The 14,940-nt window shown below is 47.7% G+C and carries 17 protein-coding genes; 13 read left to right on the top strand and 4 right to left on the bottom strand.

Features of this window, described 5'->3' with window-relative positions:
- Positions 1 to 10 precede the first annotated feature (10 nt).
- The 3 genes from Q5076_RS04625 (at position 11) to rfbB (ending at position 2,608) form a co-directional block, all read left to right on the top strand.
- Complete coding sequence (locus tag Q5076_RS04625) at positions 11 to 502, top strand: metallophosphoesterase (RefSeq protein WP_303011219.1); 492 nt, start codon at positions 11 to 13, stop codon at positions 500 to 502.
- Between the two features lie 78 nt (positions 503 to 580).
- Positions 581 to 1,450, top strand: a complete 870-nt coding sequence (gene rfbA, locus Q5076_RS04630; RefSeq protein WP_303011221.1) for a glucose-1-phosphate thymidylyltransferase RfbA — start codon at positions 581 to 583, stop codon at positions 1,448 to 1,450.
- 21 nt (positions 1,451 to 1,471) lie between these two features.
- A complete protein-coding gene (gene rfbB / locus Q5076_RS04635) occupies positions 1,472 to 2,608 on the top strand; it encodes a dTDP-glucose 4,6-dehydratase (RefSeq protein ID WP_303011222.1) in 1,137 nt (378 codons plus the stop codon).
- Here the strand turns inward: rfbB and Q5076_RS04640 are convergent.
- Positions 2,584 to 3,495, bottom strand: a complete 912-nt coding sequence (locus Q5076_RS04640; RefSeq protein WP_303011223.1) for a 1,4-dihydroxy-2-naphthoate polyprenyltransferase — start codon at positions 3,493 to 3,495, stop codon at positions 2,584 to 2,586. The two genes, rfbB and Q5076_RS04640, sit on opposite strands and share 25 nt — an antisense overlap.
- A gap of 89 nt (positions 3,496 to 3,584) precedes the next feature.
- On the opposite strand from Q5076_RS04640, the gene Q5076_RS04645 reads away from it, so the two are divergent.
- Positions 3,585 to 4,634 (top strand): metallophosphoesterase, encoded by a 1,050-nt coding sequence (locus Q5076_RS04645; protein WP_303011224.1) that lies wholly within the window; start codon positions 3,585 to 3,587, stop codon positions 4,632 to 4,634.
- Here Q5076_RS04645 and nadD read toward each other — a convergent pair.
- From nadD to Q5076_RS04660, 3 genes are all read right to left on the bottom strand, one after another.
- Positions 4,612 to 5,205, bottom strand: coding sequence for a nicotinate (nicotinamide) nucleotide adenylyltransferase (gene nadD, locus Q5076_RS04650; RefSeq protein WP_303011225.1), 594 nt, complete (start codon positions 5,203 to 5,205; stop codon positions 4,612 to 4,614). The two genes, Q5076_RS04645 and nadD, sit on opposite strands and share 23 nt — an antisense overlap.
- A gap of 150 nt (positions 5,206 to 5,355) precedes the next feature.
- Positions 5,356 to 5,922: a guanylate kinase gene (gene gmk / locus Q5076_RS04655; RefSeq protein WP_303011226.1), complete on the bottom strand. Its 567-nt coding sequence runs from the start codon at positions 5,920 to 5,922 to the stop codon at positions 5,356 to 5,358.
- 36 nt (positions 5,923 to 5,958) lie between these two features.
- Positions 5,959 to 6,837, bottom strand: a complete 879-nt coding sequence (locus tag Q5076_RS04660; protein ID WP_303011227.1) for a YicC/YloC family endoribonuclease — start codon at positions 6,835 to 6,837, stop codon at positions 5,959 to 5,961.
- 89 nt (positions 6,838 to 6,926) lie between these two features.
- On the opposite strand from Q5076_RS04660, the gene tsaB reads away from it, so the two are divergent.
- The 9 genes from tsaB (at position 6,927) to Q5076_RS04705 (ending at position 14,864) form a co-directional block, all read left to right on the top strand.
- Complete coding sequence (gene tsaB / locus Q5076_RS04665; protein WP_303011228.1) at positions 6,927 to 7,643, top strand: tRNA (adenosine(37)-N6)-threonylcarbamoyltransferase complex dimerization subunit type 1 TsaB; 717 nt, start codon at positions 6,927 to 6,929, stop codon at positions 7,641 to 7,643.
- A 67-nt stretch (positions 7,644 to 7,710) separates the two neighbouring features.
- The gene (locus Q5076_RS04670) at positions 7,711 to 8,331 is read left to right on the top strand and encodes a DUF4290 domain-containing protein (protein WP_303011229.1); all 621 of its coding nucleotides are present in this window, start codon (positions 7,711 to 7,713) and stop codon (positions 8,329 to 8,331) included.
- Between the two features lie 95 nt (positions 8,332 to 8,426).
- Positions 8,427 to 9,731 carry a UDP-N-acetylglucosamine 1-carboxyvinyltransferase gene (murA, locus tag Q5076_RS04675; RefSeq protein WP_303011230.1) on the top strand — a complete coding sequence of 435 codons (1,305 nt, stop codon included), beginning with the start codon at positions 8,427 to 8,429 and terminating at the stop codon, positions 9,729 to 9,731.
- Positions 9,728 to 10,255: a ribosome maturation factor RimM gene (gene rimM / locus Q5076_RS04680; RefSeq protein ID WP_303011231.1), complete on the top strand. Its 528-nt coding sequence runs from the start codon at positions 9,728 to 9,730 to the stop codon at positions 10,253 to 10,255. The genes murA and rimM overlap by 4 nt, the downstream gene beginning before the upstream one ends.
- Before the next feature lie 41 nt (positions 10,256 to 10,296).
- The gene (locus tag Q5076_RS04685) at positions 10,297 to 11,157 is read left to right on the top strand and encodes a M23 family metallopeptidase (RefSeq protein ID WP_303011232.1); all 861 of its coding nucleotides are present in this window, start codon (positions 10,297 to 10,299) and stop codon (positions 11,155 to 11,157) included.
- Positions 11,158 to 11,194: 37 nt separating this feature from the next.
- Positions 11,195 to 12,370 carry a 1-deoxy-D-xylulose-5-phosphate reductoisomerase gene (locus Q5076_RS04690; RefSeq protein WP_303011233.1) on the top strand — a complete coding sequence of 392 codons (1,176 nt, stop codon included), beginning with the start codon at positions 11,195 to 11,197 and terminating at the stop codon, positions 12,368 to 12,370.
- 177 nt (positions 12,371 to 12,547) lie between these two features.
- Positions 12,548 to 13,903 carry an RIP metalloprotease RseP gene (gene rseP, locus Q5076_RS04695; protein ID WP_303011234.1) on the top strand — a complete coding sequence of 452 codons (1,356 nt, stop codon included), beginning with the start codon at positions 12,548 to 12,550 and terminating at the stop codon, positions 13,901 to 13,903.
- Between the two features lie 338 nt (positions 13,904 to 14,241).
- On the top strand, positions 14,242 to 14,475 hold the full coding sequence (locus Q5076_RS04700) for a hypothetical protein (protein WP_303011235.1): 234 nt from the start codon (positions 14,242 to 14,244) through the stop codon (positions 14,473 to 14,475).
- A 146-nt stretch (positions 14,476 to 14,621) separates the two neighbouring features.
- The gene (locus tag Q5076_RS04705; protein WP_303011237.1) at positions 14,622 to 14,864 is read left to right on the top strand and encodes a hypothetical protein; all 243 of its coding nucleotides are present in this window, start codon (positions 14,622 to 14,624) and stop codon (positions 14,862 to 14,864) included.
- Positions 14,865 to 14,940: the final 76 nt, after the last annotated feature.

Genomic DNA, 14,940 nt, shown 5'->3' on the forward strand with positions numbered 1-14,940 from the left:
AAAGAAATTTATGACAAGAATTGGATTATTGTCGGATACTCATTCTTATTGGGACGAGAAGTATCTGGAGTATTTTGAATCATGTGATGAAATCTGGCATGCGGGAGACATCGGTTCGCTTGAAGTAGCGGAAAAGTTAGCTGCATTTCGTCCGTTCCGGGCTGTCTACGGCAATATTGACGGCCAGGAAATCCGGAAATTATTCCCGTTGGTAAACCGTTTTACGGTAGATGGGGCGGAAGTCCTGATGAAACATATCGGAGGTTATCCGGGGAAATACGATTCCTCTGTCATCGGCACTCTGATGGTGCATCCGCCCAAACTGTTTATCAGCGGACACTCCCATATATTAAAGGTAAAATATGACAAGACGCTGGGCATGCTGCATATCAATCCGGGAGCTGCGGGGATGTCCGGATTCCATAAAGTACGGACATTAGTGAGGTTCACAGTTGACGAGGGGACATTTAAAGAGCTGGAGGTTATCGAATTGGCGGATTGAAATATTGGCACATTATTTTTGTCATTTCGGAATTCTTTCCCACCTTTGTACCCAGTTAACGAATAACTCAGACGAACAATGAAAGGAATTATTCTGGCCGGAGGAAGTGCTACTCGCCTTTATCCGCTTTCTAAAGCGATTTCCAAACAAATAATGCCTGTGTATGACAAACCGATGATATATTATCCGTTGTCTACATTGATGTTGGCTGGAATACGCGAAGTCCTGATTATATCGACTCCACGCGATTTGCCGATGTTTCGTGACTTGCTGGGGACGGGTGAGGAATTAGGCATGTCTTTTTCTTATCAAGTTCAGGAACGGCCCAACGGCCTGGCCCAAGCCTTTGTCTTGGGGGCAGGTTTCTTAAATGGCGAACCGGGCTGCCTGATTCTGGGAGACAATCTGTTTTACGGCCAGAGGTTTTCCGCGATGCTTCGCAGGGCTGCCGGTACGGAAAAAGGAGCCTGTATCTTTGGCTATTACGTAAAGGACCCCCGTGCTTATGGAGTCGTGGAGTTTGACGAAACAGGCAAAGTCATTTCCTTGGAAGAAAAACCGGCAGTTCCGAAAAGCCATTATGCTGTTCCGGGCCTGTATTTCTATGATGCAACCGTAACGGAAAAGGCGGCCTCCCTGCGTCCTTCCGCCCGTGGAGAATATGAAATAACAGACCTGAACCGCCTCTACCTGGAAGAAGGAACATTGAAAGTCGAGCTTTTCGGCCGCGGGTTCGCATGGTTGGATACCGGAAATTGCGACAGCCTTCTGGAAGCGTCCAATTTCGTAGCTACCATTCAGAACCGGCAGGGCTTTTATGTCAGTTGTATCGAAGAGATTGCCTGGCGGCAGGGTTGGATTCCGACCGGACAGTTGCTTTTACTCGGACAGCGGCTTGAAAAGACGGAATACGGCAGATACCTCGTTGAATTGGCGAAACAATCCTAAAATCAATATAATAAGAATAATATGAAAACTTATCTGGTGACCGGTGCCGCAGGATTTATCGGTGCAAACTATATCAAATACATCCTGGCGAAACACAATGACATAAAAGTTGTGATTCTGGACGCTTTGACCTATGCGGGAAATTTAGGCACAATAGCCAAAGATATCGACAACGAACGTTGTTTCTTTATCAAAGGTGATATCTGTAGCCGTGAAATAGTGGATAGTTTGTTTGCGGAGTACCGTTTTGACTATGTGGTGAATTTCGCAGCCGAAAGCCATGTAGACCGTAGTATAGATAATCCCCAGCTTTTTCTGATTACCAATATTCTCGGTACGCAAAACTTGTTGGATTGTGCCCGTCGTGCATGGGTGATGGGGAAAGACGAGCAAGGCTATCCTACCTGGAGGAAAGGAGTGCGTTTTCATCAGGTCTCTACCGACGAGGTGTACGGCTCTTTAGGAGCGGAAGGATATTTCACGGAGACGACGCCGCTCTGTCCGCACAGCCCGTATAGCGCATCCAAGACCAGTGCGGATATGGTAGTGATGGCCTATCATGATACTTATAAGATGCCGGTGACGATTACCCGCTGTTCAAACAATTACGGGCCCTATCATTTCCCGGAGAAGCTGATTCCGTTGATTATCAAGAATATCCTTGAAGGTAAACACCTGCCCGTCTATGGCGACGGGAGCAATGTGCGCGACTGGCTTTACGTAGAAGACCATTGTAAAGCCATCGACCTCGTAGTGCGTAAAGGAAAAGAAGGAGAAGTCTATAATGTGGGCGGGCATAATGAAAAGACCAACCTGGAGATTGTGAAACTCACCATCGCAACCATCCGCCGGCTGATGACGGAAAATCCTAACTACCGCCAGGTATTGAAAAAGAAAGTGAAAGGCGAAGGCGGGGAAATCTCTGTCGACTGGATAAATGACGATTTGATAACCTTCGTCAAGGACCGTCTGGGACATGACCAACGTTATGCGATTGACCCGGCTAAAATCACGGCGGAGTTAGGTTGGTATCCCGAGACCAAATTCGAGACAGGCATCGTGAAAACGATTGAGTGGTATCTGAATAACCAGTCATGGGTAGAAGAAGTGACTAGCGGAGATTACCAGGGATACTACGAGAAGATGTACGGGAAATGAAGCAGAAACCCAATTGATAAAAGAATTCCCATAAACAGCATATTGCGCGAGGTCTCGCCCAGTATGCTGTTTAGTTTTTTGCCGCTGCGTATTCTCACCATTTTTCTCCAGGTGAGAACATGAGGAATCAGATAAAGTTGGGGGAGGAGCGCGGCATAAACATATCCTTCCGATAAGAAATACAGGCAAAGTAAAGAAGCCGCCACTCCTAACGACAGGTAAAGATAACGTCCGAACTTCTCTCCGAACCGTACGATGACAGTCTTTTTCCCGCTTCGTGCGTCCGCCTCACGGTCCCGGTAATTATTGACGACCAATAATGTGTCGATAAGCAATCCGCAGATTAAAGAAGCCGCCGTGACACTGTCCGTCCATGCCAGTGCCTGTACATAATAAGTTCCGCCCACCGGGACAAAACCGAAAAACACAATGACTAAGACATCCCCCCAGCCGTTATAAGACAAAGGGTAAGGGCCGGTAGTATAGAGAAAAGCGAATATGACGCAAAGCACCCCTACGATAATCAGTTCCCATCCGGCATAGAACAACAGCGTGCAACCGATGAGGCAGGCAAGCGAGACGGTGATGATAATTCCGGTTTTCATTGCCCCCGGAGAAATCCATCCTTGCGCGCAAGCACGTTTGGGGCCTAGCCGGTCTTCCCGGTCTGTCCCTTTCAGAAAATCGAAAAGGTCATTGATGAAGTTGGCGGCAATCTGCATCAAGCCTGCGAACAGACAGCAGACCAGTGCGGGAACCCATTCGAAGCACCCGTCCACAGCAGCCAGTGAAGTACCTATTAAAACGGGAGTGACCGCCCCCGTAAGAGTCTTGGGACGTGCTGCTAATATCCATGCTTCCAGAGAATTACGCTTTACTTCTTCCATGATTTAATATATTATAAAGAGTTTTGACGGACAAAGATACATGATTTTTCGTATCTTTGCGCTCCCGTAATACTTCAAACTAAGAGAAGATGAAGAGAATAATTTATCCGATAATCCTAATGACGCTATTTTCACTTGTTTCTTGCAAATCCAAAAGAAATCTAGTCGTCACGTTGCCGTCGCCACTCCTGAATACCGATTCGATTTATCCGGATACCGCCCGTGCCTCAGCCGGTTTGTTTGCTCCGGACTATTCACAGTTGAAAGAGCTGGATACCTCGAAAAAGAAAGAAAAACCGGTAAAAACGCAACTGCCTGCTGCATGCGAGCCTTCCAACCGGGTACTTCGCGGGACGAAGATAACATCTTCAATCTCGAAAGTGCCATCTGCCTATACAGGGGTAGACCGCATCGTAGAATATAGTTTTACCCATCGGGATGTTCCCGAAGCCTTCGAGGGATTCCGCATTGCTTTCATTTCCGATTTGCATTATAAAAGCCTGTTGAAAGAAAAAGGCCTGAACGATTTGGTCCGCCTGCTGATTGACCGGAAAGCAGACGTATTATTAATGGGCGGCGATTATCAGGAAGGTTGTGAATATGTAGACCCCTTGTTCTCGGCACTTTCCCGTGTAAAAACTCCGATGGGCATTTACGGAGTGATGGGAAATAACGATTATGAGCGGTGTCATGATGAAATCGTCCGTACGATGGAACATTACGGAATGCGCGTATTGGAACACGAAGTAGATACGCTTCGCAAAGACGGGCAGCAGATAATTATCGCCGGAGTACGTAATCCTTTCGATTTGACCCGTAACGGAGTATCCCCCACACTGGCGCTGTCTGCCGAAGACTTCGTGATTCTGCTGGTACATACCCCGGATTATATAGAAGACGTCTCCGTAGCCAATACAGACCTGGCTTTGGCGGGCCATACCCATGGGGGACAAGTACGTATTTTCGGCATTACCCCGGTCCGGAACTCCCGTTACGGCAACCGTTTCATAACCGGGCTTTCCTATAACACGGCCAAAATCCCGATAATTATAACCAATGGCATCGGTACATCACAACTGCCCGTCCGAATGGGTGCGCCAGCGGAGATAATAATGATTACTCTCCATCGTTTGAAATAGCGTTTATGTATTCCCAGACTTTGGGATGCAGGAAATAACGGAGGTCTTTTCCCTTTTCCAGAGCTTTCCTGATGAATGTAGAACTGATATCGAACACCGGAGAGCGGACAAACCGTACATGTTCCGGCAACAAGCTCTCTTCTTTCGCTCCTATGGGAAATCCGGGACGAGGATAAATAAGAATCCGGTTATCTCTGATAATACAGTCCGATTTATACCAACGGTCGAAATTCAACCAGTTGTCCGAGCCTATGATAAAATAAAATTCCCGTTCGGGATAAGCCTTACGCAGCTTTTCCAATGTATGTACGCTGTATGAAGGCCGGGGAAGATGGAATTCGAAATCCGACGCCCGGAAATGAGGATAATCTTCCGTGGCAAGCTGCACTAACTTCAAGCGTAATTCCTCATCCCACAATCCGGTACGCACTTTCAGAGGATTCCGGGGGGTCACCATAAACCAAAGCTCGTCCAGCCCTTCATATTCGCAGAGATAATTCGCCAGGGCCAGATGCCCGATGTGGATGGGGTTGAATGAACCGCTGAAAATACCGGTCTTTAATTTATTCATCGTAGGATTTCTTATTGATTAGTTTAAATTTAGTAAGGAGACAACCGGCAATCAGGTACACGGTAAAGCTATCCCTTTATGGATAGAATAAACAAAACCTTTCCCGTTCCCGTTTTCAGGAGAAATGCGACAGGGAAACCGCACAACCGGCTATTTCCCCAGAAACTCCCTGATAACTTCCGATGCTTCCGCCTTAGCCTTTTCCAAATCGTCATTCACGATGATACAGTCGAATTGCGGAGCAAATCCCAACTCATATTCCGCTTTGGCGATACGGCTCTCGATTACTTCCGGCGCATCTGTTCCGCGGTTCTCCAACCGGCAGCGCAACTCATCCACCGAAGGCGGCTGGATAAATACGGATAAAGCACGGTCGCCGTAGAACTTCTTGATGTTGCATCCGCCCACTACATCCACATCGAATATCACATTCTGTCCTTTTTCCAGTTGTTTCTCCACTTCCGCTTTCAGTGTCCCGTAATAACGGTCTTTGTACACCTCCTCGTATTCCAGGAACTCATTGTTCTCAATACGCCGGCGGAACTCCTCCGGAGTGAGAAAGAAATATTCGACTCCGTGTCTTTCCGTTCCGCGTGGCGGACGGCTTGTGGCGGAGACGGAAAATGCCAGATTCATGTTCTGCGTCAGCAGGTAATTGATAATAGTTGATTTTCCGGAACCCGAAGGAGCGGAAAAAATGATTAACTTACCACCCATTTTATTCGTTGACAATTGACGGTTACTATAGAATACTTACATTACATTCAGCACTTGTTCCTTGATTTGTTCCAGTTCATCTTTCATCTGGACAACGATTTTCTGCATTTCGGCATGATTGGACTTGCTGCCTAACGTATTGATTTCCCGTCCCATTTCCTGAGCGATGAATCCGAGTTTCTTGCCTTGTCCGCAACCGCCCTCCAAAGTACTGATAAAATAATTCAGATGATTGCCCAAACGCTGTTTCTCCTCGTTGACGTCCAGCTTTTCGATATAGTAAATCAACTCCTGTTCCAAGCGGTTTTTGTCATAATCCGTGTTCAGGGTCTTTTCCAGTGCGTCCGTGATGCGTTCTTTCACCTTTTCCACACGTTCTTTTTCGTAGGGCGCAACTTTCTCAAGCAATTGCGCGATATTGGCTATCTTCTCGCGAAACTTCTTTTCCAGCGCCGCGCCTTCCTGTCTGCGGAAATCCACCAGATGGTTAATCGCTTCCAATACGGCGGTATGCACCACCTCCCATTCTTCCTCCGACAACTCCTGTATTTCCGTTTTTGTCATCACGTCCGGCAGGCGGAGCAATGTCTGGAACCAGTCTGCAGGTACGGGAATGCCGAGATTTTCCGAAATGGCTTTTATCTGCTTGTAATATCCCTCCACCAATGCCTGGTTGATAGGAGTTGCGTTTTCCGCCCCCTCTTTCTTTTCTATCCACAGGCTGAAATCCACCTTGCCGCGTTCCAGGATTTTAGAAATCTCGTTACGGATTTCGATTTCTTTTTCGCGGTAAGCCGGAGCAATGCGGGTGGATAAATCCATAGCCTTGCTGTTGAGCGATTTGATTTCTACATTTATTTTTTTATCAGGAAGTTCGGCTGTAGCTTTGCCATATCCTGTCATAGACTGTATCATAACCTTAAAGTTTTGTGCAAAAGTACACGAATATTTTAAGAATTGGAAATAATCATGTAAATTTGCGACAATTTAATAAGCTGATTTTTATGTCGTGTGTACTAAATATTGAAACCTCTACATCTGTTTGCTCGGTAGCGGCTAGTCAGGACGGACAGACCATTTTTGTGAAAGAGGATTTGCAAGGTCCTTCCCATGCCGTATCTTTAGGAGTATTTGTAGATGAAGCGTTGTCGTTTGTCGACAGCCATGCCATACCGTTGGATGCCGTTGCGGTCAGTTGCGGTCCGGGTTCCTATACCGGGCTCAGAATAGGCGTTTCGATGGCTAAAGGCGTTTGTTACGGGCGCAACATCCCCTTAATCGGCATTCCGACGCTTGAAGTCTTGAGCGTTCCCGTGCTGTTGTATCACGACTTGCCGGAAGAAGCCCTGCTTTGCCCGATGATTGACGCCCGCCGTATGGAAGTATATGCGGCTGTTTACGACCGCGCCCTGAATGTGCAACGTCCCGTCGCTGCGGATATCGTAGATGAGAATTCCTATCGGGAATATCTGGACCGGGGGCCGGTCTATTTCTTTGGAAACGGAGCCGCCAAATGCCGTGAGAAGATACTCCATCCCAATGCCCGTTTCATTGACGACATCCATCCGTTGGCAAAGATGATGTTCCCGCTGGCGGAAAAAGCGGTTGCAAGGGAAGAGTATAAAGACATAGCCTATTTCGAGCCTTTCTATTTGAAAGAATTTGTCGCCTCTATGCCGAAAAAAAACTTATCGGCACACCGGGAAGATGATATCGGTTAAATAGGGAATCAGTAGCCTCGATAAAAATCATGGAATAAAATCAATCAATAAATCATAAATTCAATAAATGCAATACAATACCCAACAAAAGAGAATGCCGCTTCCCGAATACGGGCGCAGCATCCAGAACATGGTAGATTATGCGTTGACCATCCAAGACCGTGCGGAACGCCAACGTTGTGCCAATACGATTATCAACATTATGGGAAACATGTTTCCCCACTTGCGCGATGTGCCCGATTTCAAGCACAAACTTTGGGACCACCTGGCTATCATGTCCGGTTTTGAATTGGATATTGACTATCCTTATGAAATCATCCGCAAAGACAATCTGGTGACCCGTCCGGAGCCCATACCCTACAATGTCGCCCGCATGCGCTACCGCCATTACGGACGTACGCTGGAAGTCCTCATCAAGAAAGCCATTGAATTCCCGGAAGGAAATGAAAAGCGCAATCTGGTTGCCCTGATTTGCAATCACATGAAGAAAGACTATATGGCATGGAATAAGGATACGGTAGACGATAAAAAAATAGCCGAAGACCTTTATGAGCTTTCTGACGGAAAACTCCAGATGACGGATGACATTGTCCGGCTCATGGCGGAACGCCTCAATCAGAACTATCGTCCGAAGATGAACTATAATAACAACCGTCAGAACAACCAGCGGAGAAATTACCGTAATTAATTATCGGTTACCGGTTATGAATTTTGATTTGAATGCAGTTGAATGGCATAACCTTCATTCATGATTCATAGTCCGTAATTCAAAATTCAAAAGATATGGCTTCATTTGTAATCGAAGGAGGACACCGGCTTAGCGGAGAGATTTATCCGCAAGGCGCTAAAAACGAGGTTTTGCAGATAATCTGTGCCACGTTGCTGACTGCAGAGGAAGTGACGGTAGACAACATACCCGACATTCTGGATGTCAACAACCTGATTCAGTTGATGCGGGAGATGGGGGTGACGGTTGCGAAGAAAAGCATTGACACATATACATTCAAGGCAGGACATATCGACCTGGATTACCTGGAAAGCGATGAATTCCTTAAAAAATGCTCCAGCCTCCGCGGTTCCGTGATGCTAATCGGGCCGATGGTGGCACGTTTCGGAAAAGCCCTGATATCCAAGCCGGGAGGCGACAAAATCGGCCGCCGCCGTTTAGACACCCATTTCCTGGGAATCCAGAATCTGGGTGCGGACTTCCGTTACGATGAAGAGCGGGAGATATATGAAATAACGGCCGGCAGGCTTCAAGGCAACTATATGCTGCTGGATGAAGCGTCCGTCACCGGAACGGCGAATATCGTGATGGCCGCCGTGCTTGCCAAAGGCACGACCACCATCTATAATGCCGCTTGCGAGCCTTATTTGCAGCAACTCTGCCACATGCTTAACCGGATGGGAGCGAAGATTAGCGGCATTGCATCCAATTTGCTGACCATCGAAGGAGTGGAAGAACTTCACGGTACACGCCACACCGTATTGCCGGACATGATTGAAGTCGGCAGCTTTATAGGGATGGCGGCGATGACTAAAAGTGAAATAACCATAAAGAACGTCTCCTACGGAAACCTCGGCATTATCCCTGAAAGTTTCCGCCGTCTGGGCATAAAACTCGAACAAAGAGGAGACGATATCTATGTCCCGGCACAAGAAATGTACGAGATTGAATCCTTTATCGACGGCTCTATCATGACGATAGCCGATGCGCCCTGGCCGGGGCTGACTCCCGACCTGTTGAGCGTGATGCTCGTTGTAGCCACCCAGGCGAAAGGAAGCGTGCTGATTCATCAGAAAATGTTCGAAAGCCGCCTGTTCTTCGTAGACAAGCTGATAGATATGGGCGCACAGATCATCCTCTGCGACCCCCACCGTGCCGTAGTCATCGGGCATAATCACGGATTTACGTTACGCGGGGCGCGTCTCACCTCGCCGGATATCCGTGCGGGCATCGCCCTTCTGATTGCCGCCATGAGTGCGGAAGGAACCAGCACGATTAGCAATATCGAGCAGATAGACCGCGGATACCAGAATATTGAAGGACGTTTGAATGCCATTGGAGCCAGAATCACCCGGATATGATAAAAAAAGAAGAAGTATATAAAATAGGATTGTTCAATAAGCCCCACGGCATTCACGGAGAATTGCAGTTCACCTTTACGGACGATATTTTCGACCGGGCGGATTGCGACTACCTGGTGTGCCTGCTCGACGGCATATTCGTCCCCTTTTTCATAGAAGAATACCGTTTCCGTTCCGATTCCACCGCTTTGGTGAAGCTTGAAGGAATAGATACGGCCGAACGTGCGCGGATGTTCACCAATGTAGAAGTCTACTTCCCGGTGAAATATGCGGAAGAAGCAGACGGAGGCGAACTGTCCTGGAACTTCTTTACCGGCTTCCTGATGGAAGAGATTCATTACGGGATGCTGGGAGAAATAACAGACGTAGACACCACTACGGTGAATACCCTTTTCGTCGTTCAGGGAGAAGACGGAGAAATACTCGTTCCCGCCCGGGAAGAATTCATACGGGGGATAGACAGGAAACGGAAAGTCATCACAGTGAAGCTTCCCGAAGGATTGTTGAATCTGGAAGAAGAGTGAAATATAATAAACAGGAATTTGTAATCAGTAAATAACCTGAGATGCCAAAGAAAAAACGAAGCAGAGCCTTTTGGAAGAACTTCAAGTTCAAGTATAAAGTAACGATTGTCAACGAAAATACGCTTGAAGAGATTGTAGGGCTTCGTGTGTCTAAGTTGAACGGTCTTTCGGTGCTGCTTTGTGTTTTGGCGGTTCTTTTCCTGATAGCAGCCTGCATCATCGCTTTCACCCCCCTTCGGAACTACCTTCCGGGATATATGAACAGCGAAGTCCGTACGCAAATTGTAGACAACGCCCTGCGGGTAGACTCTTTGCAGCAAGTACTCGACAGGCAGAATCTGTACATCATGAATATACAGGATATTTTTAGCGGGAAAGTAGCGATAGACAGCGTACAGACACTTGATTCCCTGACCGCAGCCCGTGAAGATACCCTGATGGAACGGACAAAACGCGAAGAAGAATTCCGCCGCCAGTACGAAGAAAACGAAAAGTACAATCTGACGACCATAACCTCCCGGCCGGAGGTCAACGGGCTGATACTGTACCGTCCTGCACGCGGAATGCTTTCAGAACATTTCAATGCGGAAGAAAAGCATTACGGGACAGACATCGCGGCCAATCCCAATGAAAGCGTGCTGGCAACGATGGACGGAACCGTCATTTTAAGCACCTATACGGCCGAGACAGGCTATTTGATAGGAATCCAGCATAACCAAGACCTGGTATCGATTTATAAGCATTGCAGTTCCCTGTTGAAGAAAGAAGGCGACCGTGTGAAAGGAGGAGAAGCAATCGCTTTAGTCGGAAATAGCGGAACACTCAGTACGGGACCGCATTTGCATTTTGAACTTTGGTACAAAGGCCATCCGGTCAATCCGGAAAAATACATTGTATTTTGAATGAACGGCAAGCAGGAAAGAGAGGATATAAATAAAAATGAATATAGAAACTGACAAAAAGAAAAAACGGATAGCCATCCTGGGTTCTACCGGTTCAATCGGAACCCAGGCGTTGCAAGTCATAGAAGAACATCCGGAATTGTACGAACCGTACGCTTTGACAGCCAACAACCGGGTCGACTTGTTGATAGCCCAGGCTAAGAAATTCCAGCCGGAGATAGTCGTGATAGCCAATGAAGACAAATACGGTGAGCTGAAAGAAGCGTTGAAAGAGCAGCCCGTTAAAGTCTATGCGGGCACAGAGGCCATTTGCCAGATTGTGGAAATGGGCGCTATCGATATGGTGCTGACGGCGATGGTCGGCTATGCCGGGCTGAAACCTACCATCAATGCGATTCGTGCGGGGAAAGCCATTGCACTGGCTAATAAAGAAACGCTGGTCGTGGCCGGAGAGCTGATAAATCAGTTGGCGTTGCAATATCGCGCCCCGATTCTGCCGGTAGATTCCGAACACTCCGCCCTTTTCCAGTGTCTGACGGGAGAAGTCGGGAATCCGGTTGAGAAACTGATACTCACAGCTTCGGGAGGACCGTTCCGCACATATACGCTGGAACAGTTGAAAACCGTGACAAAGGCACAAGCCCTGAAACATCCGAACTGGAAGATGGGAGCCAAGATAACCGTTGATTCAGCCACCATGATGAACAAAGGCTTTGAAGTCATTGAAGCCAAGTGGCTGTTCGGCGTCCAGCCCGGTCAAATCGAAGTCGTTGTCCATCCGCAGTCGATAATCCATTCGATGGTGCAGTTTGAAGACGGTGCGGTGAAAGCCCAGTTAGGCATGCCGGATATGCGCCTGCCCATCCAGTATGCATTCTCCTATCCCGACCGTATCAGTTCCTCTTTTGACAGGCTCGATTTTGCCAGATGTGCAAGCCTGACGTTCGAACAGCCGGATACGAAACGTTTCCGTAACCTGGCCCTGGCCTATGAAGCCATGTACCGTGGAGGAAATATGCCGTGCATCGTGAATGCCGCCAACGAAGTAGTCGTCTCCTCTTTCCTGGAAGACAACATCAGCTTTCTAGGTATGAGCGATGTGATAGAGAAAACGATGGAACGTGCCTCTTTCGTGTCGAATCCCACTTATGAAGATTATGTGGCGACAGACCGGGAAGCGCGGAAAATCGCTTCGGAGCTGGTCTCCCGGTAAAAAAAACGGCGGTTATGGAAAAAACACCGTTCCCGGCTCGGACACCATCCGGGTTCAGTCCAGGTCCCATCCGGATTCAGCCTGAATGCCGTCCGTCCGTCGTCCGGTTTGCGTCCGGGTTCCCCGGCCATCATTTTAATTGAATATTTGTAATTTAGTAATACGTAATTAATAAACATGGAAACATTTTTGATTCGTGCCCTGCAATTGATAATGAGCCTTTCTTTGCTCGTCATCATTCACGAAGGCGGGCATTTCCTTTTTGCCCGGTTATTCAAGGTGCGTGTAGAAAAATTCTGCTTATTCTTCGACCCTTGGTTCACTCTGTTCAAGTTCAAGCCCAAGAAAAGCGAAACCGAATATGCGGTAGGCTGGTTGCCTTTGGGCGGTTATGTAAAAATATCCGGTATGATTGACGAGTCGATGGATACCGAACAGATGAAACAACCCGAACAACCGTGGGAGTTCCGTTCCAAACCGGCATGGCAACGCCTGTTGATAATGGTGGGTGGAGTCCTGTTCAATTTCCTGTTGGCATTGTTCATCTACTCGATGATTCTTTTCGCCTGGGGCGACCAATACGTAAAAGTGCAGGAAACCCCTTTCGGCATGGACTTTAACGAAACAGCCAAATCCGTCGGTTTCAAAGACGGAGACATATTGCTTTCCGCCGACGGCGTTCCCTTCGAACGCTATGACGGCGATATGCTGAACCGGATTGTCGATGCGCGTGAAGTCAGCGTGCTCCGTGACGGCGTGAAAGCCTCCGTCTACATCCCCGATGATTTGATGCAACGCCTGTTGGTTGACAGCGTCCGTTTCGCCTCTTTCCGTTTCCCCTATGTGGTAGATAGCGTGATGGTGAACTCACCCGCCGCGAAAGCAGGCATACAGCCCGGAGACAGCATCATCGCTCTGGACGGCAAGTCCATATCCTTCTCCGATTTTAAAGAAGCGATGGCCGAACGTAAGAAAAACGAAGCCGCCCTTCTCAAAGACAGCATCGATTCCCGCCTGATAAACTTGACTTACGTGCGTGGCGGCGTGACGGATACAGTGAGCCTCAGAGTCGATTCGGCCTACCTCATGGGAGTGACCGCCACGTTGGTTACAGAACGGTTGTTGCCGATGGTTAAGAAACAGTACAGTTTCTTCGAATCCTTTCCGGCAGGTGTCTCCCTTGGCGTCAACACCCTGAAAGGCTACGTGGGAAACATGAAATACCTCTTCTCTAAAGAAGGAGCGAAACAACTGGGCGGTTTCGGCACGATTGGCAGTATCTTCCCCGCTACGTGGGACTGGCATCAGTTCTGGTACATGACAGCCTTCCTCTCCATCATCCTTGCCTTCATGAATATCCTGCCCATTCCGGCATTGGACGGCGGACACGTGCTTTTCCTGTTCTATGAGATGATAGCCCGTCGCAAGCCGAGTGACAAGTTTATGGAATATGCCCAGATGACCGGTATGATTCTGCTCTTCATTCTGTTGATTTGGGCGAATTTTAATGATATATTAAGATTCTTCTTTTAGCGGTTGAAAGAGAACCGCTGCCGAAAAAAGAAGAGCAGACAAGTAGGTGGTTAAGATACCTTGCGTGACGCCTGACGGAGGCAATTTCGAAACAGGTTGTAAGAACAGGGAATCCTGTAAATAGAGACCTCCTACAGTCGGAAACCTCCCGGACCGGAAGAAACAACTTTAAAGAAACCCTTGGAGACTTTAAAGGAAACCTTCCCAAAAAGGAAAACTTCTTCTTAAAGGAAATCTGGTACGGTAAATGGCGTACCTTGAAATTGGTTGAAGGGAGTGTGTCGAAACTAAGATGAACACTCGGAACAGTTACAGAATCTGACTGATAAACATAAAAAATGGCCGTATCATCACTCAAAAACAGAGTTGATACGGCCTTTTTTATTTCCGATGAAGAGTGCCAGGTTTCAAATGAAGAGTGTCGGGTTTCTGATGAAGAGTGTCGGGTTTCTGATGAAGAGTGTCGGGTTTCTGATGAAGAATGTCGGGTTTCCGATGAAGAGTGTCGAGTTTCCGATGGAGAGTGCCGGGTTTCAAATGAAAAGTTCATTTCCTCTAAAATTGAATTTTGACACCCCTTTCAATGCTAGTTATCAATTAACCGTATTCGGCTTTTCTTTCTATGACAGTTCATCCTTGTTTTATGAACATTCTTAAAGAACCCCTTTACAAAGAAAAATCCCCCTCGTTCCAACCCCGAATCATTCCAACCTGAAAATTGGAACGGGAAGATTACCCTGTCTCATCCGTAAACAGCAAGCGAAACCGCCCCATTGCCGGTTTGAGTGTAACTCCCTCTTACGGCATTTATGCGGTTAAACTCCTTGCCATAGCCTGTTTGAAAAAAAGCCCGTATCGGGATGCACCCGGCAAAGAACGTCAGATTTTCAGCATCCTTTTCTCCCTCTCCAAGTCCGTCTCGTCCAGCTTGGGAGAAGGCACTGTGCATGTTTTGATGTAGTCCCCCTCCTGGCACGTATAATTAACGTGAGTTCGATGAATTCAGAACAATGCAAGCTGTGTGTCAATCGTTCGTG

Origin of the sequence: uncultured Bacteroides sp. (assembly GCF_958445495.1) — a bacterium.
Classification (GTDB): domain Bacteria; phylum Bacteroidota; class Bacteroidia; order Bacteroidales; family Bacteroidaceae; genus Bacteroides.